This is a genomic window from Antarcticibacterium flavum, assembly GCF_006159205.1.
In the GTDB taxonomy this organism is placed as follows: Bacteria; Bacteroidota; Bacteroidia; order Flavobacteriales; family Flavobacteriaceae; genus Gillisia; species Gillisia flava.
In genome coordinates this window covers 2,939,456-2,965,398 of record NZ_CP040812.1, presented here as the reverse complement: position 1 = coordinate 2,965,398, position 25,943 = coordinate 2,939,456, and the positions used below count along the sequence as shown (strand labels likewise).

General features: G+C 36.6%; 25 protein-coding genes. 13 read left to right on the top strand and 12 right to left on the bottom strand.

What is annotated here, in order from left to right:
* The first annotated feature begins 103 nt into the window (after positions 1–103).
* Positions 104–2,470, top strand: a complete 2,367-nt coding sequence (locus FHG64_RS12820) for a TonB-dependent receptor (protein ID WP_139066779.1) — start codon at positions 104–106, stop codon at positions 2,468–2,470.
* A 70-nt stretch (positions 2,471–2,540) separates the two neighbouring features.
* On the opposite strand, the gene FHG64_RS12815 is transcribed toward FHG64_RS12820, so the two are convergent.
* Together FHG64_RS12815 and FHG64_RS19205 are read right to left on the bottom strand one after the other, a co-directional pair.
* Positions 2,541–3,854, bottom strand: a complete 1,314-nt coding sequence (locus tag FHG64_RS12815; protein ID WP_139066778.1) for a PQQ-dependent sugar dehydrogenase — start codon at positions 3,852–3,854, stop codon at positions 2,541–2,543.
* A gap of 249 nt (positions 3,855–4,103) precedes the next feature.
* Positions 4,104–4,247 (bottom strand): hypothetical protein, encoded by a 144-nt coding sequence (locus FHG64_RS19205; RefSeq protein WP_168191356.1) that lies wholly within the window; start codon positions 4,245–4,247, stop codon positions 4,104–4,106.
* A gap of 455 nt (positions 4,248–4,702) precedes the next feature.
* On the opposite strand from FHG64_RS19205, the gene FHG64_RS12810 reads away from it, so the two are divergent.
* From FHG64_RS12810 to FHG64_RS12795, 4 genes are all read left to right on the top strand, one after another.
* Positions 4,703–4,987 (top strand): helix-turn-helix domain-containing protein, encoded by a 285-nt coding sequence (locus FHG64_RS12810; protein ID WP_139066777.1) that lies wholly within the window; start codon positions 4,703–4,705, stop codon positions 4,985–4,987.
* Position 4,988: 1 nt separating this feature from the next.
* Positions 4,989–5,741, top strand: coding sequence for a hypothetical protein (locus FHG64_RS12805; protein ID WP_139066776.1), 753 nt, complete (start codon positions 4,989–4,991; stop codon positions 5,739–5,741).
* The gene (locus FHG64_RS12800; protein WP_139066775.1) at positions 5,725–6,387 is read left to right on the top strand and encodes an AAA family ATPase; all 663 of its coding nucleotides are present in this window, start codon (positions 5,725–5,727) and stop codon (positions 6,385–6,387) included. The genes FHG64_RS12805 and FHG64_RS12800 overlap by 17 nt, the downstream gene beginning before the upstream one ends.
* Before the next feature lie 193 nt (positions 6,388–6,580).
* Positions 6,581–8,287: a nuclease-related domain-containing protein gene (locus FHG64_RS12795; protein WP_139066774.1), complete on the top strand. Its 1,707-nt coding sequence runs from the start codon at positions 6,581–6,583 to the stop codon at positions 8,285–8,287.
* 4 nt (positions 8,288–8,291) lie between these two features.
* Here FHG64_RS12795 and FHG64_RS12790 read toward each other — a convergent pair whose 3' ends face one another.
* Complete coding sequence (locus tag FHG64_RS12790; protein WP_139066773.1) at positions 8,292–8,597, bottom strand: hypothetical protein; 306 nt, start codon at positions 8,595–8,597, stop codon at positions 8,292–8,294.
* Positions 8,598–8,727: 130 nt separating this feature from the next.
* Here FHG64_RS12790 and FHG64_RS12785 point away from each other — a divergent pair, with 130 nt between their 5' ends.
* Complete coding sequence (locus tag FHG64_RS12785) at positions 8,728–9,015, top strand: hypothetical protein (protein WP_139066772.1); 288 nt, start codon at positions 8,728–8,730, stop codon at positions 9,013–9,015.
* A 16-nt stretch (positions 9,016–9,031) separates the two neighbouring features.
* Here the strand turns inward: FHG64_RS12785 and FHG64_RS19830 are convergent, their stop codons facing one another.
* Entirely contained in the window at positions 9,032–9,157 is a 126-nt protein-coding gene (locus FHG64_RS19830) for a hypothetical protein (RefSeq protein ID WP_262710266.1), read from the bottom strand.
* A gap of 128 nt (positions 9,158–9,285) precedes the next feature.
* On the opposite strand from FHG64_RS19830, the gene FHG64_RS12775 reads away from it, so the two are divergent.
* From FHG64_RS12775 to FHG64_RS12745, 7 genes are read left to right on the top strand one after another with little or no spacing between them, the layout of a single operon-like run.
* Positions 9,286–11,688 carry a TraG family conjugative transposon ATPase gene (locus FHG64_RS12775; protein WP_139066770.1) on the top strand — a complete coding sequence of 801 codons (2,403 nt, stop codon included), beginning with the start codon at positions 9,286–9,288 and terminating at the stop codon, positions 11,686–11,688.
* A gap of 4 nt (positions 11,689–11,692) precedes the next feature.
* Positions 11,693–12,262, top strand: coding sequence for a calponin homology domain-containing protein (locus FHG64_RS12770; RefSeq protein ID WP_139066769.1), 570 nt, complete (start codon positions 11,693–11,695; stop codon positions 12,260–12,262).
* A gap of 2 nt (positions 12,263–12,264) precedes the next feature.
* Positions 12,265–13,107, top strand: a complete 843-nt coding sequence (locus FHG64_RS12765; protein WP_139066768.1) for a hypothetical protein — start codon at positions 12,265–12,267, stop codon at positions 13,105–13,107.
* Positions 13,104–13,718, top strand: coding sequence for a conjugal transfer protein TraK (locus tag FHG64_RS12760; protein ID WP_139066767.1), 615 nt, complete (start codon positions 13,104–13,106; stop codon positions 13,716–13,718). The genes FHG64_RS12765 and FHG64_RS12760 overlap by 4 nt, the downstream gene beginning before the upstream one ends.
* On the top strand, positions 13,708–14,637 hold the full coding sequence (gene traM, locus FHG64_RS12755; RefSeq protein WP_139066766.1) for a conjugative transposon protein TraM: 930 nt from the start codon (positions 13,708–13,710) through the stop codon (positions 14,635–14,637). Before FHG64_RS12760 ends, traM begins: the two co-directional genes overlap by 11 nt.
* Positions 14,634–15,473, top strand: a complete 840-nt coding sequence (locus FHG64_RS12750; RefSeq protein ID WP_139066765.1) for a DUF4138 domain-containing protein — start codon at positions 14,634–14,636, stop codon at positions 15,471–15,473. The genes traM and FHG64_RS12750 overlap by 4 nt, the downstream gene beginning before the upstream one ends.
* 7 nt (positions 15,474–15,480) lie before the next feature.
* Positions 15,481–15,837 (top strand): hypothetical protein, encoded by a 357-nt coding sequence (locus FHG64_RS12745; RefSeq protein ID WP_139066764.1) that lies wholly within the window; start codon positions 15,481–15,483, stop codon positions 15,835–15,837.
* 61 nt (positions 15,838–15,898) lie between these two features.
* On the opposite strand, the gene FHG64_RS12740 is transcribed toward FHG64_RS12745, so the two are convergent.
* The 8 genes from FHG64_RS12740 to FHG64_RS12705 all read right to left on the bottom strand — a co-directional run bounded on the left by FHG64_RS12740 (position 15,899) and on the right by FHG64_RS12705 (position 25,868).
* Positions 15,899–16,726 (bottom strand): DUF6602 domain-containing protein, encoded by an 828-nt coding sequence (locus tag FHG64_RS12740; protein WP_139066763.1) that lies wholly within the window; start codon positions 16,724–16,726, stop codon positions 15,899–15,901.
* Positions 16,719–17,177, bottom strand: coding sequence for a Mov34/MPN/PAD-1 family protein (locus FHG64_RS12735; RefSeq protein ID WP_139066762.1), 459 nt, complete (start codon positions 17,175–17,177; stop codon positions 16,719–16,721). The genes FHG64_RS12740 and FHG64_RS12735 overlap by 8 nt, the downstream gene beginning before the upstream one ends.
* Positions 17,178–17,179: 2 nt before the next feature.
* A complete protein-coding gene (locus FHG64_RS12730) occupies positions 17,180–18,850 on the bottom strand; it encodes a ThiF family adenylyltransferase (RefSeq protein WP_139066761.1) in 1,671 nt (556 codons plus the stop codon).
* Positions 18,851–19,759 carry a nucleotidyltransferase family protein gene (locus FHG64_RS12725; protein ID WP_246054091.1) on the bottom strand — a complete coding sequence of 303 codons (909 nt, stop codon included), beginning with the start codon at positions 19,757–19,759 and terminating at the stop codon, positions 18,851–18,853.
* 141 nt (positions 19,760–19,900) lie between these two features.
* Positions 19,901–21,832: a site-specific DNA-methyltransferase gene (locus FHG64_RS12720; protein ID WP_139066759.1), complete on the bottom strand. Its 1,932-nt coding sequence runs from the start codon at positions 21,830–21,832 to the stop codon at positions 19,901–19,903.
* Between the two features lie 6 nt (positions 21,833–21,838).
* On the bottom strand, positions 21,839–22,822 hold the full coding sequence (locus FHG64_RS12715) for a PDDEXK nuclease domain-containing protein (protein ID WP_139066758.1): 984 nt from the start codon (positions 22,820–22,822) through the stop codon (positions 21,839–21,841).
* 5 nt (positions 22,823–22,827) lie between these two features.
* Entirely contained in the window at positions 22,828–25,551 is a 2,724-nt protein-coding gene (locus FHG64_RS12710; RefSeq protein WP_139066757.1) for a restriction endonuclease, read from the bottom strand.
* Positions 25,551–25,868 carry a helix-turn-helix domain-containing protein gene (locus FHG64_RS12705; RefSeq protein ID WP_139066756.1) on the bottom strand — a complete coding sequence of 106 codons (318 nt, stop codon included), beginning with the start codon at positions 25,866–25,868 and terminating at the stop codon, positions 25,551–25,553. The genes FHG64_RS12710 and FHG64_RS12705 overlap by 1 nt, the downstream gene beginning before the upstream one ends.
* Positions 25,869–25,943: the final 75 nt, after the last annotated feature.

The following is a 25,943-nucleotide window of genomic DNA, read 5'->3' as shown; positions in this document are numbered from 1 at the left end:
TTCTATTTATCCTCCGAAGCAATTTTATGTTTGCTTTTAATCTTTCGAAAGGGAAATCCCTTTCTTTTTAATGTAGCTCTGAAACTAAAAATATAAATTTCAAATGATGAAATTTTTCACCCTTACTCTCTTCTTGTTGCTATTTAATTTTTCTACCTACGGCCAAACAAGTCTGGTTCTCGAAGGCACGGTAGTAGATAAAAATGGAGCTGCTGTTAACAATGTACAGGTTGAAATACTTAATACTGCTTTTTCGACAAGATCCGATTATGATGGAAAATTTCGTTTTCTTGAAGTTCCGTATGGCCGCTACGTTCTAACTGCTAAAAAGTCGGGCTTCACTACCACATTTAAAAGCTTTCAGTTTAATTCTGAAACAGAAGAAATAAGGTTGGTTATCGAATCAGACTTGAAACGACTGGAGACGGTAGTGGTAACTGCTCAAAAAAGAGAGGAAAATATTCAGGACATCCCCCTTAGCATTACAAGCCTTTCTGCTGGAAATGTGGAGCAGAGCCAGATCCGGAATGTAAATGATTTTACAGCCATTTCCCCAAACCTCTACGCAAGTGATCCTGGCGATCGCAGAACAGTGACTTCAATAAGAGGAATTGTCACGACTTCTTATGATCCTGCAATTGCCACTTATATTGACGGCGTGAATCAGTATAACCTGGATACATATATCACCCAGCTTTTTGACATTGAAAGGATTGAAGTTTTACGGGGGCCGCAAGGAACTCTTTACGGAAGAAATGCTATGGGCGGGGTTATCAATATCATTACCAAAAAACCTGAAAATGAAACAGCTGTCTTTGGAGAGGCTTCAGTTGGAAATTATAAACAACAGCGACACATGGCAGGAATTAGAACTCCTTTGGGAAAGAAATTCTTTTTAGGAGCGGCTGGCCTTTATGAAGAGAGAAATGGATTTTATACGAATGATTACACTGGTTCAAGCTATGATGATCAATTTAATTTTTCAGGAAATTATTACCTTAAGTACCTCTTCAGCTCCACCTGGGATGCAACTATTAATTTCAAACATTTTACCGCGGAAAATAAAGGAGCTTTCCCCTTAAACATGGGGATTGAGGCTGCTTTTGAAGATCCCTACATTTTAAATCAAAACGAGATTTCCACCATGAAGGACAATACGTTCAATACTTCTTTGGTAATCGATCATAAAGGGAAAAATGTCAATTTTAGTTCGCAAACTGCTTATCAACAGAATTATAGGTATTATGAAACTCCAATTGATGCCGACTTTTCCCCTCTGGATGCTTTGTCGATCATTAATAACTATGGAAAAGACTGGAATACCGTGAAAGTAGCTACTCAGGAGTTTAAATTCTCCTCCACAAAAGGTCCCTGGAGAGACCTGGATTGGACAGCAGGAACTTATATGTTCTACCAGGAAAGCCCGGTAAAACAAGCGACACACTTTGGTGAAGATGCAGCCTCAATAGGGTCTGAACAAACAAATTACTCGCTTATTAATACCACAGAATCAACAGGTAAAGGAATTGCTTTTTTTGGGCAGCTAAATTATCAGGTCACAAATAAAATCGGAGTTATAGCCGGGCTAAGATACGATCACGAATACAGAAAGCAATCGGTGCTGGGAGAATACCAGCTGGATTCTGATAACGAACCACAATTCGAATATCAAAGCGATTCAACGGCTACTGCAAGTTTCAATGCTTTCTCACCAAAATTAGGTTTAACTTATGATCTTTCAGAGGAAAATCTCATCTTCCTTACCTACAGCCGTGGGTTCAGAGCCGGCGGACTTACACCTTTGAGCACAGATCCTTCCCAGCCACCTTTATTTGTGTTTCAACCTGAATTCAGCAACAACTATGAAATAGGTACAAAAAACTCATTTTGGGAAAATAGGCTTTTGGTAAATGCTACTCTTTTCTTTACGGATGTGAAAGACGTACAGGTGCCAACTTTAGTATTGCCCGATGGTGTAATCATAACACGAAACACCGGAAGCCTTACGAGCAAAGGCTGTGAAATAGAAGTTCGTGCCTTGCTCACCCGTGGCCTTGAATTGAGTTATGACCTTGGCTTTACTGATGCGAGTTACAAATCGCTCCTTATAGCACAAGATGGTAATGAGGCAAACCTGCAGGAAAATAACCAGATCTATACACCGGAAGTAACTTCCATGTTCGCCCTTCAATATAATTTAGATTTTGGACCTGGGGATAAATGGAATTTTATAACCCGTGCAGAGTGGAAGTACCTGGGAGAACAGTATTTTGATCTTGCAAATAATCTAAGGCAGGAGCCTTACAACCTGTACAATGGGAATATTGGTGTCTCCTACCAGGATATGAAGCTCATGGTTTGGGGCCGTAATATTTTTGACAAAAAGTATGTTAGTTATGGGTACGACTTTGGTGCAGTTCACCTGGGTAATCCCGCCACCTACGGAGCAACTTTATCATTTAAAATATGATCTATAAATAATAAGAAAACCACTCCAAAGAAGGGTGGTTTTCTTTTTTCATGAGGACCCGCTGAAAATTTTAATTTCCTGATACAATTTTAAAAACTTTACCTGTATTACCTACAGGTCCATTTTCATCTGTTGTAAGAACAAACATCTCTCCCTCCTTATTTTGCCCAAAAGAAAGCAAATAATGCCCGATTGAGGTAGAATTGGTTTGAGCAATTTCCAGCTCTTTAAAATCCCACATTCCGGTCTCTTTTGGAGTTGCCACAAACATAGCTCCTGCAGGTTTACCATGTTGTTGTGTCCAGGTCCCGAAAATATATTTTCCCGGCAGGTTTTCAACTACTTTACCTCTATAGACATAACCACCTATCACCACAAGGCCTTTACCTCCATGATCCGTACCGCCTTGTTTAAATTCGATGACGGGATCTATTAAAGGATTGCCCATCTTATCTTCTTCAGGACATTCCTCCTTCTCCTTGTCATTGTTATAGGCATTAAAGCAGTGAGTTCCTTCTTTTACATTCCATCCGTAATTGCCACCCTTTTTAATCAAACTTACTTCTTCCCAAAGTACCTGTCCCGCATCACCGGCAATGAGATCATTGTTCCCCTTCATATCAAATGAGAACCGGTAAGGATTCCTAAGTCCATAGGCATAGATCTCATCCATTCCGTCTTTTCCTACAAAGGGATTATCATCCGGAATACTGTAGGGAGAATCACCGTCAACATTTATTCTTAAAATACTTCCAAGTAAAGTCTGCTCTACATTTTGCCCGTTTCCTCCTGCGTTTTCGTCATACCAATCTGGTACATGTCCCCTGTCAATATCGTTTGCCCCTCCACCGTCTCCAAGGGCAATGTAAAGGTAATTATCCGGGCCAAAGGCCAGGGTTCCGGCATTATGATTATCCTGTGGCTGATGAACCTTCATAATAATCTTTTCTGAAGACTTATCGGCCATTTCCGGATTGTCCTGAGAAACCCGGAATTCAGAAATGTGGCTGGTATGATCCCAATTTTCAGGACCATCCTCACTCAGTGGCGCACTGTAGTGCACGAAAAATCTGCCGTTCTTGCTATATTCGGGATGAAAAGCAAGCCCGAGCAGCCCTCTCTCCTCGTGTTCGTCCTTAAGGGGAACTATTTTTTCCTTAAGATCCAAAAAAGGTTTCTGTAAAACACCTTTCCGGGGGGTGTGTACTCTTATTACCCCAACCTGATCCACAATAAAATATCTTCCAGAATCGTCGGGAGATTCAACCAATGCCACCGGAGAAACAAAATTGTCAGCCAACAGTTCCAGCCCCACCTTTTCCTGAGAGAAACCAGGGTGCAAAATCCCGAGACTAATTAGGAAGAAGAATAGTCTGTTTTTCATATTTAAAATATTTTAGAAGTTAATTCAGTTCTCTTAGAATTTAAATCATTAATCTATAGAAAAAAGTTAACCACATGTTAATTTACGTGTTAAAAGGATCTATAGAACGGATCAAATCCTGAAATTTTACCCTAACCTGTAAACGTAAGTGCCTGGAGTTATGTTGTTCTAATTCTTTGTTTGGAGTTCCTGAAGGTAAAGCTGAGTTTTTACTAAAATTACCTGCCAAAATGACAACCATAGCAAAACCTAAAGCTTATCATTATAGTTGCTGTTTCCATCAACGGTTTTTCCTATTACCTCATTTCCGACATTGAAATTTTCCTGAAGAGAGACAGGTACAGAATATTTTTCTGGTTCAGACCTGCCGCAATTTCTAAAAACAACTTCCATTTTACTATGGTTGAAATAAGCTGAACCAAAGAAGAAGCAGGTTCTGATAGTTCGGTAAAACCCATCAAGATCTGAAGATTCGGATAAAAAGCAAGACGCAATTTGTTTACCTAATAGCTACATTCATCCTATTAAAATAAATTAGAGCAAAGAATTTCCGCCTTTCACACAAGTCAAAAAACGTAGTCAGGTCGAAATACCGAATAAATATTTTTTCCTGATTTCAATATATTTTGATACTATTTGAGCATATAGAATCAAAAACACGAGATAAAATCCGTCCAAAATACCTCATATTTCAAGATGTTAAACTTTTACCGTACTACGGTAGAACTAGGGAATAAATCTCATTAAACCTCTCCAAATTTGTAGAACGAAAGTCAAATCCTGAAAGGGGCTACCAACTAAAAAGTATTAACCGTTTGGTAGTCTCTTTCTTTAAAAACTGTACTTATATGCCAACAACTATTATTACCACCGACGATCTTCGGGAATTCAAAATGGAATTACTTGAGGAAATTAAAAGTATCCTAGCAAAACAAACTTCTGGAACTTTAAAGCGATATCTCAAATCTTCTGATGTCATGGATCTCCTCCAGGTGAGCCCCGGGACTCTTCAGAATTTAAGGATCAATGGCACCCTGCCCTACACAAAAATTGGGGGTATTATTTACTATGATGCCGAGGAAATACAGAAAGTAATGACTGCCAACCGGGTACAAAACAAATTCGATTACTAAGATGAATTACATAAAGCAACTGAACTCGGCTTTTGAAAAGTTCTACTTTGATGATCGTCTCAACCCTACTCATATAAGCCTCTATATGGCTTTGTTCCAGGAATGGAACAGCAGCCGATTTGCAGCAGAATTTTTTGTGAACCGAAGAGAACTTATGCAAGTAGCCAAAATCGGTTCGAAATCTACCTATCATAGATGTATTGTTGAAATGCATCAATGGGGATACCTCTCTTATTTACCTTCCAACAATCCCTACAAAGGCAGCAAAATAAGGATGACTACTATTAGAGTGAAAAAAGAAGTGTTTGAAGAAGATTGTGATCTACTCTTAGAAAAATTGGCCGATCAACACCGTCCCACCAGCGACCCGGCAGTGAGCCGGAGCAGTCCCATTTCTGAACAAGTAATGGACCGCCACCGTCCCATAGGTGGACAAGCATTGGTACCTTATATAAACAATTCTAAACAAATAAACAAAAATAAACAGCCAAAGGACCTGCAGGCGGTTTTATTATTTTTTACAGAAAAAAGTTTTTCTGCTGAAGAAGGGAATAAATTTTTCGAATACTACCAGAGAAAAAACTGGAAAACCAGCGATGAACAAGAGATTAAAAATTGGCAGGCAGTAGCAATAACCTGGATGGACCGTGTTGAATTATTTGGCTCACAAAACAGCCAAATAAAAAAGAGAACATCCCAAAATCGGGACAACCTTAAAACTACCAAAATGAAAGACTATGGACAACCCCTCTAAAATTATGGAAGGTGGCGTAGAGTTTTCCATTGGAAAATTTGATGGCAAATCCATGAACTATGATTTTCCAAAAATCCTGGTATATCTCAATGCTAAGGGAAAACTTCTTTTTGGCGAAAAATTTAAGCTCTACAAAGAGGACAGGAATATTTTACTTAAGCTATGTTCATATTTTATCAAAGACAAAACGATTTGCAAGAAATTCGGAATAGATGTTGAAAAAGGTCTTTTACTCTCCGGTCCTGTGGGATGTGGAAAAACCACATTAATGAAACTCCTTCGTCACCTTGTGCCCCTGCAACGGCCATACGAGATGATCCCCTGCCGTAACGTGACCTTTAGTTTTAACCATCTGGGATATAAAACTATTGAAGATTACGGAAACTCCAGGTTCTATTGTTTTGATGATTTAGGTGTAGAACCTCCGGGAAGGTTCTATGGCAAAGATTGTAATGTCATGGGTGAAGTCCTTCTCTCCAGGCACGATCTTTTTCTTCAAAGCAAACAGAAAATCAAAACCCATGCAACTACGAACCTCAATGCGGAAGAACTGGAAGAGCGTTATGGAAACCGGGTTAGAAGCCGGATGCGGGAATTGTTTAATTTAATTGCTTTTGATGAAGGGTCTGGGGATAAAAGGAGATAACTCAAATTATAGTATTTCTCCACCTTTTTATGATTACCTTTTTATTAAAAATTTAAGATCTGTAACAGATTTTTATTTAGGTCAATAGTCATAATTACTATTTATCTTTCTGCCCTGCGAAGGCAAAAAAAGGAATTTAAGAATTTCTTAAATAGACTAGCAACAAATATATTTGGATCAAGAAAATTGGAAAATGGAAAAATTTAACATAACCCAAAATTCCCTTGAAATTCAGAATATTATTTCCAGATATACAAAAGGAAGCTTTGTGTGTTTTTTTGCGGATTATATTCGCCATAATCCAGAGAGAGATCATTTTAATTTCTCACATAAAATGAAATCAAAGTTAAAGGATTCCCTTTATTTAATAATGCTAAGGCTTTCTTCTCCTGCCGAGGGAGAAGAATATTTAAGATTTTCAGAGGAGGTTGATAAAAAGCTGAACAGAGTAATGGATATACTTTTACAGATAAATCACTTTTACCTCAATGAATATAACTCTACGGAGGATCTTCAGGAAATTAAAGATGAGAGACAGAAAAAACTCATACACGAAATGGTTTTTAAGGATTATTTCTTAAATGGCATTCTCAATTATAGAGAACAGGAGTTGAATAAAGTAATCCGATTATATCATCCATATCAAGATAAAATTCGCGAAAGATTAGGAATTGATTTGAAAAGCCTTATTGAGATCTGTCAATATTCAGAAGAGGATTATATCAAGAAATCTATTAAGTCTAAATCATTTGCTTTTACAAAAGAATTTTTCAAATTTAGAAGTGGTTTAAAAGGAACAATTCCACCTACTGAATTCTTCAAAGAATTTTCAAACCTATCGGAAAAAATTCAGGATGATTTTGTGAATTTTTATGAGCAACCGCATAATTGTCTTCTATTTACAAAAGAAGATTATTACGAGAGATTTGAGAAAAAAGATGTTGATATTTTCTGCAAGCTCTTCTCTCTTGATATAAATGAAAATTATAATGTTATTTATTATTCACAATTAAACCCGCTGGAAGCCAAACCAATAATTAGGATTAACAGCACAGAATATCTCCACGTATATCAAAAACAATTACCCACAGCCCTGCTTAATTTGCTTTATGTCACCCTAACAACAACCCAAAAAGAAAAGGAACAGCTTAATCTCAGAAAAGGCAAAGTAATATTAGAAAATGAAACTAGAGAAATTTTTGAAAAGTTTTTCAAAAATTCGAAAACTTTACAAGTGTTTAGTAACTATTATATTGATAACAATCCTGAAGAAAAAGATCTTCTTATAATTAACGAAAAGTATGCTTTTGTTATTGAATGTAAATCCTCTCGAAATAGAGAGCCGCGAAGAGATAGAAATCAGGCTTTCAAAAGGATAAAATCCGATTTTAATGATTGTATTCAGAAAGGTTACGAACAGTGTTATCAGGTAGAGCAATTAATTCTTAAAGGTCAAAGGGTTTCTATAAAGTGCAAAAACTCCTGGCAAGAAATTGAAACTTCCACCATAAAGGATGTATTCAATATTGTAGTTACTTCTGAACGATTTGCATCTATTCAAACTGATTTGGGTCTACTATTAAAAAGAACGAATGACTCTGATCTTTACCCATGGTCAATAAACCATGACGATCTTGAAGTATTTCTAAAAACAATAAGTTTGGTATGTAATAATCCTTACAGAAGTTTCACTGAATTTTTGGAATATCGCGAATTATTGAATGAAAGATTAATTGCCAGGGATGAATTAGATGTCTGTGCAATGTATTTAGAAAATCCATTTAAGTTTAAAAAAATATGTGAAGGCAAGGAATATGTTATTCCTGACCCAACCTTTCAAAATTATTTTGATAAATTGTATTTTGCGAAAAAATTAAAATTTAAAATTGAGGATTTTTAGTCTTTTATTCTGCTAATACAGCTACAGTAATTTTTTTCGCAGTATTTTGAATTTTACTGTTATACACTTGGTAATAAACTAAGTAGGCAATCACCACTTCCCGAATCCCCTTTTCAATCACTGCATCAGGATCTTTTTCTCTTTGATCATTATCAATAGTGGTATTTTTTGACGTTCTTCTTCCTTTCCAAAAGCAAACTATTTTTTCAGGCCGCAAAGTATAAATCTGACGTCTTTCAGTCTCCTTCCCCTTTAATTTTTTTAGACTACTCCTTTTCCTTCCTCTCCTTTTAATAAAGTTTAATATCAATTTCCATCAAATTAATCCATTGATAACCACATAATATTTTTTGTTTATTTGTTTGATTTTCAGTTAGTTATATTTAAATAATTGTACTTTTTCCATAACGAGAACAACACTAAAATTTAACCCGTTCGTTATGAAAAAATCAATCTATCCCATGCTCTTTTTGTCTCTGATTTCTTTCCCGCTTTTCGCCCAGATTGGCGGGATTGAAAATTCAGTTAATGATGTTGCCGATACCATTAGAACTATTTTCCCCATTCTCCTGGGAGTAATTTTCCTGGTGGGCTTTCTATTTAACGCAGGTCACTTCTTTGGAGAAAATGCAGATCTTAAAAAAGGAATTACCCGCGTTCTAGTTTTTGTTCTTATTGCAGGCGCGGTGGTAGGCATCTTCACCTATTTAATTTCAATTGTGGTCTAGTGAAACAATTTGAAATTTACAGGAACATAAGGAAGGGAGCCGTCATTTTTGGACTGCCCGTCTCCTCCTTTGCCATAATGATGATATGCATAATAGCTTCATTACTGGTCGTCATTTTCTCCTTTAACTTCTGGATCATCATTGGTGTTTTGATCTTTAATTGTGCGCTCTATTTAGTGCTAATCAGAATCAATAATATGCTCCAGCTCTTCCAGCTCAGGGCAATGTTTCCGGATATCATCAGTAACAAAAGAAATTCAGGTTTTGATTATGATAAAAATTAATCTTTCGGCAAACAGCCCAATAATTGAAATACAGGATAACGTTGTTTTTGCAAATAATGGAAATGCAATTCTTTGTTATAAAGGGCTGCTGCCTGAAATCTACTCTTTATCTGAAAAAGATTTTGAAGATATTCATGGAGTTTGGTTCCAGGCTCTAAAATCCTTGCCCACAGGAACTGTGGTTCATAAACAGGATATCTATTTGAAGAAGGACTATTCTGCTGAATTATTACCGAATACCACCTTTTTAGAAAAGGCAACATACGATCATTTCAAAGGCAGAAAATATATGGATCATTACTCCTATTTATTTTTCATTCTCACCAAAAACAAAGCTTTAAATAATCCAAAGTATATGAATCCTTTTAAAAAAGTTTCCAAAGGTACGTGGCAGGAACTTGATGATATTCTTAAAAGCTTTATCAGCTCCGTCAGCGATTCAATTTCTTTTATCAACAACAGCCGGAAAATGTCTTTTCATCCTCTGGATGTTAAGGAGATCCAAGGTTTGACTAATAATTATTTCAATGGCTTTCAGGAAGGTTTTGATACGGATATGTTGTTGGAAAGATCCAACATTCAGATAGGCGAAAATTTTGTTGATGCCTTGGCCATCAACAGCGAACTCTGTTTTGGGGAGAGTGTGCAGAGCAGTAAAGTCGATGAGCGGTTTACTTCCGATGACTTTATATTCCACCAGGGTTTTATTGACGGCCTTGGATTAACTCTTAACGAAAATCATATGGTAAACCAAGTTCTTTACCTTGATGATAAGCAAAAATGGCGGAAGCTCCTTGATAAGAAAATTGAAGAGCTCCATAAAAGTTCGAATTTTGGATCTCAGAATAAAGTTGTGCTGGAAAAAATTCAGCATATTCTTAACCAGATAAACGCAGATGATACATCCCGAATCATCCGTGGGCATTTAAATGTCATTTACTGGTCTAAAGACGCCAGGGAGTTAACCAAGATAGCTTCAAAGGTAAAAACAGAACTGAAGGAACTGGATATTACGCCCTACTACCCCAGGGGAGAAGAGCGTAAAAACTACGTGCTAAACAGCTATTGTTGTTTTTCTTCCAACTTTTCTAATTCAGATCTATATGTGACAGATTTGAAGCACGCTCTGTGCCTGCTAATTAATAACACAAATTATAAATCAGATTCTACAGGAATTATCTTCAATGATCGTCAGCATAATATACCGGTTCTAAAGGATGTATGGGACGAACAAAAAAAACGAATTAAGGCACGCAACTTTGCCATATTTGCCCCTACCGGTGAAGGAAAATCTTTCCTGGCCAACAATATTCTTCGGCAATATTTTGAGAGTGGAGTGCGCCTGGTGATCATTGATCTTGGTGGATCTTATACAAAGTTCGCAAAGTTATATCCGGGAAAGTATACGATCCTTAGATATGAAAGCGGAAAAAACCTGGGGATAAATCCTTTCTACATCACTAATTCAGAAGATATCAATCCTGAACGCCTGGAGGATTTGTCAATGTTCCTGTTTGAACTATTCGGTTCAGATTTGAAAGTGACCAAAGCTCAGTCTGTTTCAATTAAGAAAATTTTACTTCACTACTATTCCAATGTCTCAGACAAACATTCTCTAAATAGCTTTTACCAGTTTATTGAAGCTAATCAGAAGGATCTGCTTCAGAAATTAAAGATTCATCCGGACTATTTTAATATAGTGAACTTTCTACACGTAATGTCGGAATATGTGGGTGACGGCCTTTATAGTTTCCTCTTTGAAATTGATGAAGATCAAACCTATAAAATCGAGGACAAACGATTAATTGTATTTGAGCTTGATGAAGTGAAGGACAATAAGGAAGTTCTTTCAGTAATGCTCAAGTTGATCAAGTCTGCAATACAACGAACTATCTGGAAAAACCGTGCGGAGAAAGGAATTATCCTGTTTGATGAATTTGCCAAGCAGCTAAAATTCGAAAATGTACTGGAAAGCGTGGAATTTTACTATCAGGCCATCAGGAAACAGAACGGGGCAATCGGTATCATTTTACAATCCATTAACCAGTTACCTAATAATTCCGTTTCGGCGAGTATCCTGGACAATACACAGGTTATTTACAGCCTTCATAATGAAAAAGGATATAACGAACTGGTAAAACGCTTAAACCTCTCCAGTCACGATCTTAACCAGTTAAAATCCATCAGGAACAATCTTTCCGGAGAGCGTAAGTACACTGAAATATTTATTAAAATCGGGAAGCAGAGCAATGTCTTTCGTCTGGAAGTGCCCAAGGAAGTATATGCTGCTTACCTAACCGATGGATTCCAAAATGAAGAAATCCTGGAGCTTTATGAGAAGTATCAGGATATGGAGAAGGCAATAAAAGAGTATTCATCAAAAAAATAAAAATATGAAAACAAAAATTTTAATCCTTGGAGTGGCAGTGCTTTTCAGCCTGAATATTCAGGCTCAGGGAATGCCGGTTTATGATAATACAAATTTTGTAAGTCTTGTAAAATCTCTTGTAGAATCTGCAAAACAAACCTCTCAACTTTTAAAGACTGTTGAATTTCTAAAACAACAAAAAGAAAATCTTGAAAAGGTAAATTCTGTTGTGAAACAACTCAATGCAGTGCGGGAAATAAGCCAAAACAATCAACGGCTCATTGGAATTATGCAAAATGATTTAAGGGAAATATTGAACTCGCCTTATATCAAACCCGAAGAAGTTACGAGGGTATCGGAATCCTTTAATTCCATTGTACAAAATTCTTTAGAAACAATGGATTTTATAGATCAAATTTTGTCCAGTGATTACCTCAAAATGAGCGACGCGGAGCGTTCAGAAATTCTTCAGCAAAAGGAGATGCAATCACGGGAGATGGTTGTGGAGATAAGTATGAAGACCAAACGTTACAGGGATATAATTTCCTTTAGGAAAATGCAGGATAAGATCAATAATCGTGAAGCAAACTTTTAGGGATGGCCGCTATCATACCTTTAGGAATTGGACTGGAATATATCGATACGGTCTTCCAGACCATAAAGAACAGCGAATTTTCCCAGTATACAATTGTGGGTATGAAGACACTTGCTGTGCTTTTTTTTCTTGTGAATATCCTTAAAAAGTACAATGAAGGCATTGCCGATAAAGATGGATATACCTGGGGATTAAGTCCAGGAGAACTTGCGAAAAATTTTGCCGTAGTACTCCTTGTAATTTTCTCAACACAAATATTAGGTTTTTTCGATGAAGTATTAGTAGCCATAGAAAACCGTTACCGGGATACGGCTCCTGCTTTGCTTCCCCTGCAGATGCAGGATATACCCATTGAAGAAGACGTCACCGCACTTGAAGCCGCAAGGAAAGCTATGGCATTACTTTATGAAGTACTGGTAACACCCCTTTACGGCTTTAAGTTTTTCGCTTTTCTAATTGGTTTGTTTTTATGGATATTGGATCTTTTTATCTATCCCCTATTCCTGGCTGAACGTTATTTCCTGTTAGGATTGATGCAGGCATTTTTCCCCCTAGTCATTAGTCTGGCTGTGTTTGAAAAGTTTCGGTCTCTGGCATATAATTTCTTCAAGTTATATGCTGCAGTTTATATGCTTGTTCCAGCGTTTTTCTTAGTGAACGTTTTTATTAATGCCATTTACACAGAAATTAATACCAACTTCTGGACAAACCTGTTCGGCACCGATGTGGGCAGTGACTTTTTTTCTCCGGTAGTTCAATTAGGATCCGTTGGTTTTATTGTTTTCCTAAAATTCAAACTTTACAGGCGGGCCACTTCTTTCACTCTTAGACTTTTTACATCATGAAAACCCCTTACCAAAATATATATTCCGTATTAAAACTAAACCGCTTTATAGTTATTGCTGTAGTTCTTTGCGCATTTTCTTCAAGTTTAATTTCCGGCTGGATGGCATTTTCAATTCATAAGAGGGCTTTAAACAGCGCCTTTGCTGTTAATACTAACGGGGAAGTAATTCCCTTAAAACTGGTTTCCCAAAAGGAAAATTTTCAAGTAGAAGCTTTAGCTCACCTGGAGCTTTTTCACAACTACTTCTATAATATTGATGCCAGCAATTATATAAAAAATCTTGATAAAGCGCTTTGGCTGGGAAACAGTTCCGTGGACAACCTCTATCGACAAAAGAAGGCTGATGGTGTCTATAACAGGTTAATTCAATATTCCCTTGTACAGAAGGTATTGAGCATTAATTCTGAAATAGAGGAACAAGACCAGAAGTTTAGCTTTAAAACCACTACAATTTTTGAAATCAACCGCGGATCTATTATAGATACTTACGAGTTGGTTTCTACAGGTAATCTAATTACGGTGGACCGCCATTTTCCTAACAACCCCCACGGCTTACTTATCACGGATTATTTTGAAAACACTCTAAAAAAATTAAATAATGAAAATTGAAAAGAACAAAATAGTATTTGGATCTGTAATAGCTGTTATAGTCCTATTCTTGATTTCTTATTCGCTATTAATTATGGATGAGGAAGAAACTGAAAACTTTCCTTTGAAAAATACTCTGGTACCTGAACTGGAGCAGGAAAATAAGCAATATGATTCTAAACTCGATGCTATTAATGACCTGAAGGTCGTACGGGAAACCAACGCTCCCAGTATTTACGATGAGAAGCTAATTGATTCTTTAGGATTCTTTGACCCGGAATTAACTGAAAAGGAAAAGGAAAGAATAGTTGACAGCATCTATGAATCCGGAGGAATAACATATTCAAAAGAATTTAATGAGGAACCGGAATTGGAAGAAGAATTGATTTCCCCTACTCTAAAAAGGGATGTGGACGAGATAGAGGAGGAACAGAAAATACAGACTAAAGAGATGGGTCTTGAGCACCAACTTTTTTTTGCCTCTTATAGCTCACAAAATCCAACTTCTTCTAAAGCAGAAACTGATTCAGTTATATCTGTTTTAATTGATGGGAATCAGGTTGTAATGGCTAATTCCCGTCTCCGGATGCGCGTGGCAGAAACGGCGAAGATTAACGGCCAAGTAATCAAAAAAAACACCCTTGTTTATGGCTTTATTAGTTTTAAGCCCAACAGGGCTCTGGTGGAAGTTGAAAACATTAATCATCATCCTGTCAACTTAAAAGCATATGACCTTCAGGACGGAAGCGAAGGTATTTATGTGGAAAACAGTTTTCGGGCTGAGGCAACCAGCGAAGTTTTGGATGACATCATTCAGGATATAAACATTCCCAGCGTGCCACAAATAAGCGGAATAACTAAAGTACTCCGGCGTAATAACCGAAACGTAAAGGTTACCATACTCAATGATTACAAACTCATACTAAAAGAAAAACCATGAAAACTCTTATGCAATTTCTCGCCCTTTCCATCTTTGCTGCAGTTCCTCCTTGCCTGGCACAGGAGAGTAAAACCCTCGATACAATTTTTGCTAATGACCAAAAGAACGTAGCCTTGTTCTTTCCCGATCCTATAAGGCAGGGAATTACCGGCTCTGATAACTTTGTTTTTACCTACAACAGGGAATCACAGCAGCATTTTGGGCTCTTACAGGCTAAGCCCGGAAAAGAAAGTAATTTACTGGTAGTCAGCACTAACGGTTCCGTTTTTTCGTATATTGTGAAGTATAAAGAACAGCTTAATCAGCTGAATTATTTCATATCAGCCACGACCAAAATAGGTATTGAAAAGCCGGATAGTAACAGCGGGTTAGAGATTCGAGAAGAAAAGATTGAAAAGAATGATAAGATCTTTTATTACAACAAGTTTTGCTCCTACTTAGCTGAAAGCAAACAGCATATAGGAGGTTTAAAAAAGCGAAAGCAGGATATTATCTTAAGTGTTGAAAATATAGTTTTTGATAAAGAAGAACTCTACTTCGTAATCCAGATAGAAAACAAAAGTTCTTTGGATTACGATCTGAATTTCCTGAAGTTTGGAATTGAGACCAGGCCAAAAGGAAAGAAGAAATCTTCCCAAACTATTTATCAGGAACCTGTTTTCAAATACAATTTACCCACTAGGATAAAAGAAAATGGAACAGAAAAACTGGTTTATGTATTCCCTAAGTTTTCTTTGGGAGATGACCACCGGGTAATCCTGGAAGTGAATGAAAGAAACGGCGGGAGAAATGTGAGATTAAAAGTACCGCATAAATTTGTCAATAATCCTAACTAGAAACGTCATGAAAAGAATCCTCCTCTATTCGTTCCTTTTAGCACTTGTTGGATGTAACGAAAAAAAAATGTCCCATACAGAAACCGCTAAAGCTGTAGCAGAAAGCTTTTATCAAGGTGATAAAGAAAAACTTGAAAAACATACTACCGCTGAGACCTATGCTAACTTCATGACTATCCAAAACTTATATTCAGAAGATAGTGAAGCAAATTTCAATGTTATACAAGAACAATCCGATGGCCAAACTGCCTGGGTGAAATTCACAACCTCCTTTACCGATGAACCAGAAATTTTCAAGCTCATAATGGAGGATGGGCGATGGAAAGTTGCCGAGCGAGATGAAGGGGAGAAGATTCCTTTTTAGACCTCACAAAACAGACAACTCCACCAGTCGTATTCTTTGGCCTCATACATCGTAATGTCTGCTAAATTTCCCTGTCAATTTCCTCATCAATGGCATTTGAATATGCTTGCAAATCAATGGCGGCTACCGTGCCTATCGATTGCTGAAGATAACGAGTTAGTTGAAGAAAAAATGTAACCAAGGAATTTTCAGATTTGCTGAAATGGATTTCCTTTATTATTCTTTTTGAATAAAAATCCATATAACGATTTTCGATATCAGTTATATCAGGATTTTCCTCGCCTTTGTAATCAACAAAAAAACTACCATAGTCGGCTATACACCCGAAATCAATACTTTTTAAGCCTGATTGTGCTTTTAAATGTTTTTTTAAAGTTTCGTTACTAGTTTTGGAACCAGATTTAGTCGAAGTTAAAATACCTCCTACAATTTTTGTCAATCCCCTAGGGCTTTGTTTTTGACCAACACTTATGATGCTTGTTGTTGTTCTTTTAAGTTTTCTTACACTTTCTATTTTTTCAGCAGCATACTCGATATTGTTTACACCTTCTGAACTACCTGAAACATCGGGTTTCACTTCAAAAATCGCATAAACTCCTTCAGCAGGAATATAGTGGAAGCCATTCTGCGAAAAAATGAAGGGCGTAAACCAGTTATCGTAAATTACAATATCTATTTGTTGACTAGTGTTTCCATTACTATCTATCACAATAGCTTTATCAACACTATACCTATTAGGTAAATATTTTTGCAACCATTCAATCCAAGCATTTTCAAGAGAATCTCCCTTTGAGCCAGGATGAGTGATAAAATCTCTATTAGTACTAAGTTGTGAAATCATCTGTTTTTGAAGTCCTTCAAACAGTGATTTTAAATCTATTTTATTCATAGGCTAAAAGCTGATTGTCTTTATAAATATAAAATTTATGTTTAATGGGTTTAATTTTTGAAATACTGATGATTAGTAAAACTGGATTTAAAATATTTACCTTTTTATGATCGGCTATTACCTTCATAGCAACTAAATCAGTTTGACTATATTGGGGTGAACTTTCGGGGTGAGTGTGCCATTCACCAATATAATACTGGTTTTTCTCTACAAATAGCCGTTCCAGTTTTTCCTTCAGTCCGTCGGTACTCCTCTCAAACATACTGGGGAGCCCAATGTATTTCTTTGGAAGAATAAAATCTGTAATGTATAGGATTCTTAAATCGTCCGAGTACCTTCCTACTAAGAATCCACCAAATTCATTCGGGTAGTATTCCAGTCCTATTTGGCTCATTTCTGAAAGCAAAGCTTCAGGAATAATTAATCTTAATCCATTACGTTCTTTTACCAAATTCAATATTCTTTGATATAAGGGTTAGTGGTTTCATCATTTGATTTGATCACAAAATTGAGTTTCTGTTTGTTCTCACTGTAAACCTTATTTAGATGTTTTAGGGCAAACTGGACGAGAAAATTTATGTCATTATAAGATGCTTTAAATGTCGGACTCCAACAGCCTGTGGGATTATATAAATCCTCCAAATTATTCTCTAAATTCTCATATTGAATTTTAAAGAAGCGATATGAATTTGGATGAAAACCTGCAACCAATGCCTTAGCTTTATTAGTTATAGATAAGCTAAGAAGAGTACAATCCAAAGATAACTTATCGAAAATGTACATTAAATCATCATCCGTAGTACAGTCAATTACTAAATCATACTTATTTAACTCCTTTATAAAAATTTCTCTTGCAGTCTTTTCCTTGTAGAACCATTTAACGATAGTTTGAAAATAATCTTTATTAAGAGGAGCTATTTCAACAAAGGGAGATATTGCCGTGAGTATTTTTGCAAGCTCGTCTACTTTGTCGTTTAATCCTAAATTGAAGAGATATTCAGAACGGCAGACATTCTCCGGTTCTTTAACATCAAAATCTGCTAAATCGATTTTTGTACACCCTCCTCTTACTAAGGTTTTTGCAACCATACTACCTACCGCCCCTATTCCGATTATTAAAATCTTTTTATCGGTAATATGCGGAGTTAATTTACCTCTCCCGAAATAGTAGTTATAGGAGGAGTTTCTGGTCAACGCCCAGTTAATTGATCCAGTGGTCAATTGACTGGTCCATTTTCCTGTTTTTCTTTCATTGATTTTGATCGGCACTCCTTCTATTGGAAATTTTCCTATCTCCATAAGCGCTACCTGCCAATGAATTTCACCTTCAGTTGTATTATAGCCAAAAAAAATTGGAGTGATTTGGCCTCTAAATTTCTTTATGTTGTTGACTTGAAACGTATGGAGTAAGGATAAAAAGCTTTCAGGTAGTAAATCATAAAAATCCTCCCAGTCTTTCAGTATAAAACGGTTTAACCTGGCTGGAGGATCCTTAATAAAAAAATAAATCCCGGTATTTACCAATGGCAAATTCAGATATCTTGTATTCCATTGACAGGTAATATCGCCATCGTCCCTAACCGAAAAATGACGCACCAAAAAATTAAAAATTTCTTTTTCTCTATAAAGACCATTACTCAAAGAGACCACACCCACAGTCCCATAATCTCCTTTACAAAATTTATGTTCTACATCCGTAAAGCAGAAAGAATAGTATTTTCCATTAACAGGGTTTTCAGGAACTATGATATGCTCATAATGAGTATCATCTTCTTTATGTATGTAATATTTCACAATCCAGTTTTTCAGGGATGTGAGGTCCATAAAAAGTTTTTGTTCCAGGTTGGGATTATGAGAGGTATGAATACAAATAGAACCATCACCCATTACGTGTTTGTAATTGATTAGATCCTCATTTATAAACTTAATGGATTCTGAATCATAGCTTCTTAAAGGGTAATGAGCTGCTATTTTTATATCAAAATCAAGAGGTTCAGGTAATTCCTTAAAATCGATTTGAATTTTACCATTTATAAAAATATCTCCTGCCCTTAAATCAACAATTTTTGTGACAAAAGGGATTTTTTCCAAGATGGTTTTTATGGTGGTTACGTTGAGCAACATTTACCCGAAACGCTGGTTTGTTGGAGGTATTGAAGCAGCAACTGTTGAACCTTTAATTCCATAGCTAGAATTACCTAATTCTTTGTTTTCAAATTCTTCATTTACCGGAAAATAGGATTTTAAGTTTTCAGCGTTTTCTTCCACTCTGTCTAGAATGGTTCCCATTCGGGCTGAAAGATTACGTCTTTCCCAGTCTTCCAAAGTATCTATAACATTGTTGTTAGAATTACCTGGGTCAATTAATTTAAAATCTTCTTTTTCCACATTGTCCCTGATATACTCCATTACCGCTTTAAGTTTATCCCATATATTTCCAGATATATCTTCTTTATAAAAAGCTTTTATAGTCATTAGTTCAAGTAGAAAGGATTTATATTTTTCTCCATTGCTATTTTTCCAAATCTTTAATAGCCTGATAATTTTTCTCTCATTCTCCTTTGCTTTAATATGTTCAATTTGGGAATGGATGTTTGTTTGGATATATGTACTTTTTTGGAAAAGACCATACTGGGAATATACATATAGGTTCAGGTTTTTATTTTCTAAATATTGATCTTGATTTAATTCTCTGCCTGGAACTATATCTAAACTTATGACATCCTTATCCTCGTCTTCGTAAAATTCTATACCTATAGATACTTTTTGTTTACGTACATAACCTTCGTCTCCGTATTTTTTATACAAGAAATCAAAAAGGCCATTAAACATATCTTCTAATGTTCCAAAAGAATCTTTTTTAAACGGAGCGACTACATCTAAATCGAATTTGGTATTAATAGCTGTGTGCTTCTTGAAAGAACCCGAACCAAAAGGATTGTACATAGCACTACCATACTCTTCCTGTATAGCCGATTTTACTTCATCTCTTTTTGACTTGAATTTTTTAACTAAGTCATCAATTTTCGACATTCTATGTGTTTCTAACACATCGGATAGATATTCTACTTTATTTAGCGACATATTTATTTATTTACATGAGTAACAAAAAAATTTATAAAGCTGTATTTCCACTACACTGTATACTTTTCTTCTAGTTTTTAAAAATTATCCTTAAAACGCACTAAACTTATCCCCTAAAAAATGCTTCAGGTTCCACTTTTTTGTGGTGTCCAAGGCTCGTTCCAAGACGATCATCTTCTGACCTGTATGGGTTTTAAAATGGGCTACGGTTTCATCTGCCAAACTTACATCCAGACAAATCAAAGTTTCTTTATCGCCATCTGAGGCCAGGAAAATCTCATTCTGTTTAAACTGCTCTTGTTTCTCTAAGGAATAATTGAGTTTAAAGCCGTTTTTAATTAAAATTTCTGTTATGAGTTCTTCGCGGTTAAAGGCCGAAACAAGTTGAGCCTCTTTTTCAGCAATATATTTTTTGAGGAGGGCTACATTTTCCTCATCAGATTTCTCCGGGTCAGGAGCATAATCTACCCTTGGGAAATTAGATTTAACCAGTTTAAAAACTTTAAAACCCAGACCTTTTAGTTGGTCTTTTTCGTCTTCCTTTTTCGAGAATATATCTAGTGTTTCATTTTTCTTTTCGGCAATAATGTTTTGAATAACTCGTTTATTTCGCTCAATTGTGATATCGCTTATTTTTTTATATCCGGACTTAAAAGCTTCACTTTTTTCATCGGTTGCTTCGGGTAATTGGACTAAAATATATTTTCTATTTCCACCATCTTCTTGATTAAGTTTGGTTACTGCTTGCGCTATAGTACCAGAACCCGAAAAGAAGTCTAGTACCAAATCCTCATTGGAACACGCAATCCGTAAAATTTTCTCAATTAACCGAACCGGTTTAGGCGTACTAAAAATTTTTCGACCAAGAATTTTTGCTGTCTCTTTTTGGCCCTCATCGTTATGACCAACCTCCTTAAAACTCCACCAAGTTCCAGGAACTAAACCGCCTTGGATTTCTGAAAGAAATCTTTTAAGCCTTGGCTTTTCATAATTAAAATCCTGACCCCAATAAAGTCGGTTTTCTTTTACGATATTTTGATGTTTGTCCTTTGAATATCGCCATACCGCGCTTTCATCTGGCCAAACTTCTTTTTTGGTCTTTGGATGCAGAATTGGATAATAAAGTGTTGGTCTTTCCTCTTTTGTTTTACTACTAACGTATTCAGCAGACGCCCAAGGGCCTCTAAAATCGTCGTCTGGATTTTTATACCGTAATAATTGCTTCTCCGTTCTGGGTAAAAGATTACGATGAAATTTTTCAGATTTTTGGAAACATAGAATGTAATCGTGCATAGCTGCGATACCAGGATCGTCATTGGAAACAGAGTATTTCTTTTGCCATATAATACTGGAAACAAAATTTTCCTCTCCAAAAACTTCATCGCATAACTTCCTTAGATGATGCACCTCATTATCATCAATGGATATAAAAATCACGCCATCCTCTCTTAAAAGCTGCCGTGCCATCAACAGGCGGCTATACATCATATTCAACCAGTTGCTGTGAAAACGTCCGTCTGTTTCTGCATTAGTATCTACCTTAATTCCATTTTCTGTCATTTCGGAATCCTCCCAATACTCCTTTCTATTCTGATTAAATTTATCTGAATACACAAAGTCCTTTCCCGTATTATACGGCGGGTCTATATAGATGCACTTGACCTGTTCCCTATAACTGTTGCTCAGCAACTTGAGCACTTGCAGGTTCTCCCCCTCAATTATTAAATTTTCACTATTCTCCGGGTTTACACTTCGTTCTTCATCATAAACAAGGGTGGCATTGGTAGGAGTAAATGCCTCACGTTTAGCCTTACTCTTACCAAACCAGCGAAATTCATAACGTTCTGTTTCGCTCACACTCTCCGGGTCAACCACTTTTTTGAGTTCGTTTAAATTCAGTTTCCCTTCATTGGTAAAAAGATCGGGCATTAGCTGTTTTAACTGCTCCAGCCGTTCTTTGTTCCAGTCGTGTGACTGTACCTTTTCTAAAGGATTCGCTATGGTTTCTTTGGTATCACTCATAAAATGCTATTCAAGGTCTTTTTCAATAAAATGTTGCAGCTCTTCCTCACTGGGCAGGTACATTTGATATTTTGAGGCAAACAAGTTGTTCTTGTCACTAAGTACCGAATATTTTGCCACCACATTATCGGTATCGGCACATAAAAGGATTCCTATCGTTGGATTATCGGTGTCAGATTTTTCCAGTTCATCAAACATTCGCACATACATATCCAGCTGCCCTATATCCTGGTGAGATAACTTCCCGCTTTTGATATCAATAACCACAAAACATTTGAGGTGGTAATTGTAAAACACGAGGTCTATAAAAAAATCGGAAGTTTCAGTGCGAATTAATTTTTGCTGCGCTACAAAAGCAAAACCTTTACCAAGTTCAAGTAGAAAGCTTTGCAGGTGGGCTATAATTCCTTTTTCAATATCTTTTTCCTGATGGGTAAGATTTGCGGGAAGTTCCAGGAATTCCAGTACATATGGATTTTTGATAAAATCCAGTTTAGACACTGCTTCTGTTTCCGCAGTATTTTCTATATTGGACTGGCTGGATAATATTCGCTGATAATATTGACTGCTAATATTGCGATCTAATTTTCGGGTGCTCCAATGTTGGCTGACCGATTCCCTAAGGTAAAAATTTTTTACGGTTTCATCTTCTATCCTTATCAACAAGCGATAATGTGACCAGCTCAATTCGGGACGCACTGTGTCCCGAATTGGAAAACTTAAGTAAAACTGGCGTATTCTTCTAAGTTCACGGGCATCAAAGCTTTTACCAAAGTCATTGCTTAAGTTCTTTGCCAATTCCTTCAGCAAATAGGACCCATATTCCGCCCTTTCGCTGCCTTTCTGCTCTTCTTGTACAATACGTTTCCCAATTTCCCAATACGCAAATACCATCGCCGAATTAACCGCAGTGACAGCCTGCTGTCTTGCTTGCTTCAAAATACTCCTAATTTCTTCCAGGAGTTGAATATTTTTCGTTTTGGGTTTCATACGTATTAATCGGCTTTTATTTCCTGTACTTTCCGAATCTCCTTTTGGGCCTCCGTTTTAAAGTATTCATATTCTTTAAAGGGTGCTTTGTATTTTACCTCCACACCCAATACGGCGAAGTGTTTTAAAGCGCATTCTATTTTATATTTCTCACTTTCCTTCAGAGCTCTTTTGTCATTGATGTCATTAGTTCCTTTTGTTTCTATAACAAAATAAAATTCATTCTCCATACCGTTCTTTAGACTTTTCCGCTTCATCACGATACCAAAGTCGGGCTCATAGTCACCAATGGGTGTTGGGATTTTATAGTAAGCAGGAAGTTTAAGAAAACAAATAACTTCATCATCATTATCGGCAGATAAAGCAAATTTGTGCTCCACCTCACTATCTACTAATGTTTTATCGAAAATGCCGCGATTAGGAGTTGGCGTGAAACGTTTATCATCAATCTGCTTTACGAAATCTTCAAAATTAAAAGGAAAAGTTTCATTGGTTAATTTATAATCCAAACCACGAAGCATTTCTTCCAGTTCAATATTCTTAATTAGTGCCGTAGCCCGGTGGATAAACTGCGGCGGATTTTTAGCGAAATGTGTGTGGTCGATATCCCGTATAATGGCAAAGGTTGTGTTGTAACTTAAGCTTGTGTTTTCACTGAGTTCTTCCACTAAATCCAAAGCGGTATAATTGGCTCTAAGTTTATAGCTTTCGCTCCCGCCAAAATCATCCTTAAACTCTTCTTCTGTTATTGCACTGATGGAACGGCTGCTGACTTCTGCCACATAATCGGCAATATTAATTTGATTTAAGGCTTCCCTACTTCTTGAGATTATGGCTTCTTCATCAAAGGCTACAGTATAATTTGTTTTCTTCGCCAGAGCCTTCCAAAACCGCTTGAAAGCTTTATTAATATTCTCACTGTCATTCCGTTTGAAACGAACCTCGTTCTGAGGAGTTCCTTTGTGCGTATGTGTCATTCCTGCACCGGCAGTTGGAGTGCCATAAACTTCTTTTATTTCTTCCTGATACTGGGTTACAAAAGTTTCATAAGTCTCATTGGGTATTACGGTAAGCTGATTAATACGTTCCGCGTCTGAAACATCTACTTTATCATAGACACGGTGTCCTTTATCATTTAAGCATATGCGTAGACCCCGACCTATTTCCTGTCGCTTCTTAATTTCCGAATAAGAATTGCTCAAAGTAGCGATATTGAAAATGTTCGGGTTATCCCATCCCACACCTAAAGCTGAATGTGAAAAGATAAACTCGATTTTATTGGCCACGCTGTTTCCATAATTCAGAAGCCCTTCCTTATCTTTTAATATAGCATCAAACACTTCACTGTTCTTTCGCATCGAGCTTTCATTGTCTGTAAACTCTCCCTTACCTGTTTTGGCAAAGTATGAGCCTTGTATATGCTCAATATGTTCTGCTGAAGGAATTTGGTTATTGTGAAACTCCGGGTATAGCTCTAAATATTTCTCTATGAAAATATTTTTAATAATGGGATTATCGCTCACATAGTTTGACACCTTATCGATAAAAATTAATGAAAGGCATTTTATGCCTTGTTCTTTTAGTTTCTGCTTCTTGGTAAAATGACGAATAATAAGCCATTCCAATTGCAGGTTCCAGATACTCTGCACATTGCCTGAGGTTTGTTTCTCCAAAATTTCTGTCCCATTTGTAAAGGATACAGTCCATTTTTGAGTTCTTAAACTTTTTTGAATGCGCTCTATTTTATAATTCAGGTAACTTGTATTTTTTGTTTTTTCGCCAAGATTATCGCCATCTTTTAACCAACCGGTATTTTTAAACTGGATTTTTCCGCTAGCCATCTGGTGCCAGGCTTTTATTTTGACTTTGATTGAACCCTTAGCGTTTTGCACTTCCGCTAGCTCCAGCTTTAAGGTGGCTTCATCGTTTTTTTCTGTAACCGTAAGCACCTCAATTTTTTTCACCAGTCCATCCTTGTAACTATCATAGGGGGTCAACCGGTACAACTTATTTTTGGAAACTTTATGGGTAGCGGAGTATCTTAATTTAAAAAGAGGATTGAGCTTCGCAATCTGTTTTATTGAATTTGGCGTGTCCATTCCTTCCTGCGGTTCATCCATTATAATAATTGGATTTGTGCGACCAATGGCCTCAATAAAAGGAATGTTGGCAAACAAATCCTCCCGTTTCGCCTGGTTCAATATCTTATCTTCAGAATTAAAAGAAGCCAAAGTCATTATCATTATTTGAGGATGTTGCTCTTCAATAAAGTTGGTGACTTTGTTCAGCCGCTTGCTATCATACTCAAAAGCCTTGGGTGTAAAACCGTAGATATCCTCTAACTGTTTATTAAAAGTTTCCAGAGTACTTAGCACTCCTTGCCTAATAGCCACAGAAGGAACGAGAATTATAAATTTCGTAAAACCATAGTGCTTATATAGCTCATAAATCGTTTTTATATAAACTAAGGTTTTTCCGGTCCCAGTCTCCATTTCTATAGTCAATTCCTGCTCTGGAGTCAGTTTGGCTATTTCTTCGGACAACCCATTTTCCTGAATAACTGATTTAATATTTTCCTGTACCTGCTCTTTGGAAAGCGAAATTATATTAGATCGTATGCCTTGACTGCTGGCATTATCAAAGCCGTTTTTGACGGTGCCATCGAAAACATCAACTACTGATTTAATGGCGGTTTGCTGATATGCTAACTCCTCTAACTTTATTCCCATTAATCCTGATTATATTTTTGGGCATTATATTTTAATTTCCGCTCCGCAACTTGTAAAGCTTTTTCTGCTAACTGTTCATCCCGTATTTCATAAAGAATCTTCTCACTTAAATAATGAACTACTAAATCCTCCTGGTTCAAATCGAGAATTTCTGCCAGCTGAAGAATTTGCTCCTTCCTTGCCTTTCGTTCTCCACGTTCAATTTTACTAAGAATCGCCGAATCTATATTTAAAAGAGCAGCAACCTGCCTAAGCAAAAGCCCTTTCTTCTCCCTACGCTCCCGGAGTATTTGTCCAATAGAACTATTTCTATCCATTTTAGAGATATGAGTTGACGAATTTCTCTTGACAATATTTGTCAATTTAGAGGAATTTTCAAAGGGGATGTTGCG

What these genes read in the sequence shown, in the direction of transcription:
- FHG64_RS12820 (WP_139066779.1), top strand. Translation starts at nt 104, where the DNA reads ATGATGAAATTTTTCACCCTTACTCTCTTCTTGTTGCTATTTAATTTT.
- FHG64_RS12815 (WP_139066778.1), bottom strand. Translation starts at nt 3,854, where the DNA reads ATGAAAAACAGACTATTCTTCTTCCTAATTAGTCTCGGGATTTTGCAC.
- FHG64_RS19205 (WP_168191356.1), bottom strand. Translation starts at nt 4,247, where the DNA reads ATGGAAGTTGTTTTTAGAAATTGCGGCAGGTCTGAACCAGAAAAATAT.
- FHG64_RS12810 (WP_139066777.1), top strand. Translation starts at nt 4,703, where the DNA reads ATGCCAACAACTATTATTACCACCGACGATCTTCGGGAATTCAAAATG.
- FHG64_RS12805 (WP_139066776.1), top strand. Translation starts at nt 4,989, where the DNA reads ATGAATTACATAAAGCAACTGAACTCGGCTTTTGAAAAGTTCTACTTT.
- FHG64_RS12800 (WP_139066775.1), top strand. Translation starts at nt 5,725, where the DNA reads ATGGACAACCCCTCTAAAATTATGGAAGGTGGCGTAGAGTTTTCCATT.
- FHG64_RS12795 (WP_139066774.1), top strand. Translation starts at nt 6,581, where the DNA reads ATGGAAAAATTTAACATAACCCAAAATTCCCTTGAAATTCAGAATATT.
- FHG64_RS12785 (WP_139066772.1), top strand. Translation starts at nt 8,728, where the DNA reads ATGAAAAAATCAATCTATCCCATGCTCTTTTTGTCTCTGATTTCTTTC.
- FHG64_RS19830 (WP_262710266.1), bottom strand. Translation starts at nt 9,157, where the DNA reads ATGATGATCCAGAAGTTAAAGGAGAAAATGACGACCAGTAATGAAGCT.
- FHG64_RS12775 (WP_139066770.1), top strand. Translation starts at nt 9,286, where the DNA reads ATGATAAAAATTAATCTTTCGGCAAACAGCCCAATAATTGAAATACAG.
- FHG64_RS12770 (WP_139066769.1), top strand. Translation starts at nt 11,693, where the DNA reads ATGAAAACAAAAATTTTAATCCTTGGAGTGGCAGTGCTTTTCAGCCTG.
- FHG64_RS12765 (WP_139066768.1), top strand. Translation starts at nt 12,265, where the DNA reads ATGGCCGCTATCATACCTTTAGGAATTGGACTGGAATATATCGATACG.
- FHG64_RS12760 (WP_139066767.1), top strand. Translation starts at nt 13,104, where the DNA reads ATGAAAACCCCTTACCAAAATATATATTCCGTATTAAAACTAAACCGC.
- traM (WP_139066766.1), top strand. Translation starts at nt 13,708, where the DNA reads ATGAAAATTGAAAAGAACAAAATAGTATTTGGATCTGTAATAGCTGTT.
- FHG64_RS12750 (WP_139066765.1), top strand. Translation starts at nt 14,634, where the DNA reads ATGAAAACTCTTATGCAATTTCTCGCCCTTTCCATCTTTGCTGCAGTT.
- FHG64_RS12745 (WP_139066764.1), top strand. Translation starts at nt 15,481, where the DNA reads ATGAAAAGAATCCTCCTCTATTCGTTCCTTTTAGCACTTGTTGGATGT.
- FHG64_RS12740 (WP_139066763.1), bottom strand. Translation starts at nt 16,726, where the DNA reads ATGAATAAAATAGATTTAAAATCACTGTTTGAAGGACTTCAAAAACAG.
- FHG64_RS12730 (WP_139066761.1), bottom strand. Translation starts at nt 18,850, where the DNA reads ATGTTGCTCAACGTAACCACCATAAAAACCATCTTGGAAAAAATCCCT.
- FHG64_RS12725 (WP_246054091.1), bottom strand. Translation starts at nt 19,759, where the DNA reads ATGTCGAAAATTGATGACTTAGTTAAAAAATTCAAGTCAAAAAGAGAT.
- FHG64_RS12720 (WP_139066759.1), bottom strand. Translation starts at nt 21,832, where the DNA reads ATGAGTGATACCAAAGAAACCATAGCGAATCCTTTAGAAAAGGTACAG.
- FHG64_RS12715 (WP_139066758.1), bottom strand. Translation starts at nt 22,822, where the DNA reads ATGAAACCCAAAACGAAAAATATTCAACTCCTGGAAGAAATTAGGAGT.
- FHG64_RS12710 (WP_139066757.1), bottom strand. Translation starts at nt 25,551, where the DNA reads ATGGGAATAAAGTTAGAGGAGTTAGCATATCAGCAAACCGCCATTAAA.
- FHG64_RS12705 (WP_139066756.1), bottom strand. Translation starts at nt 25,868, where the DNA reads ATGGATAGAAATAGTTCTATTGGACAAATACTCCGGGAGCGTAGGGAG.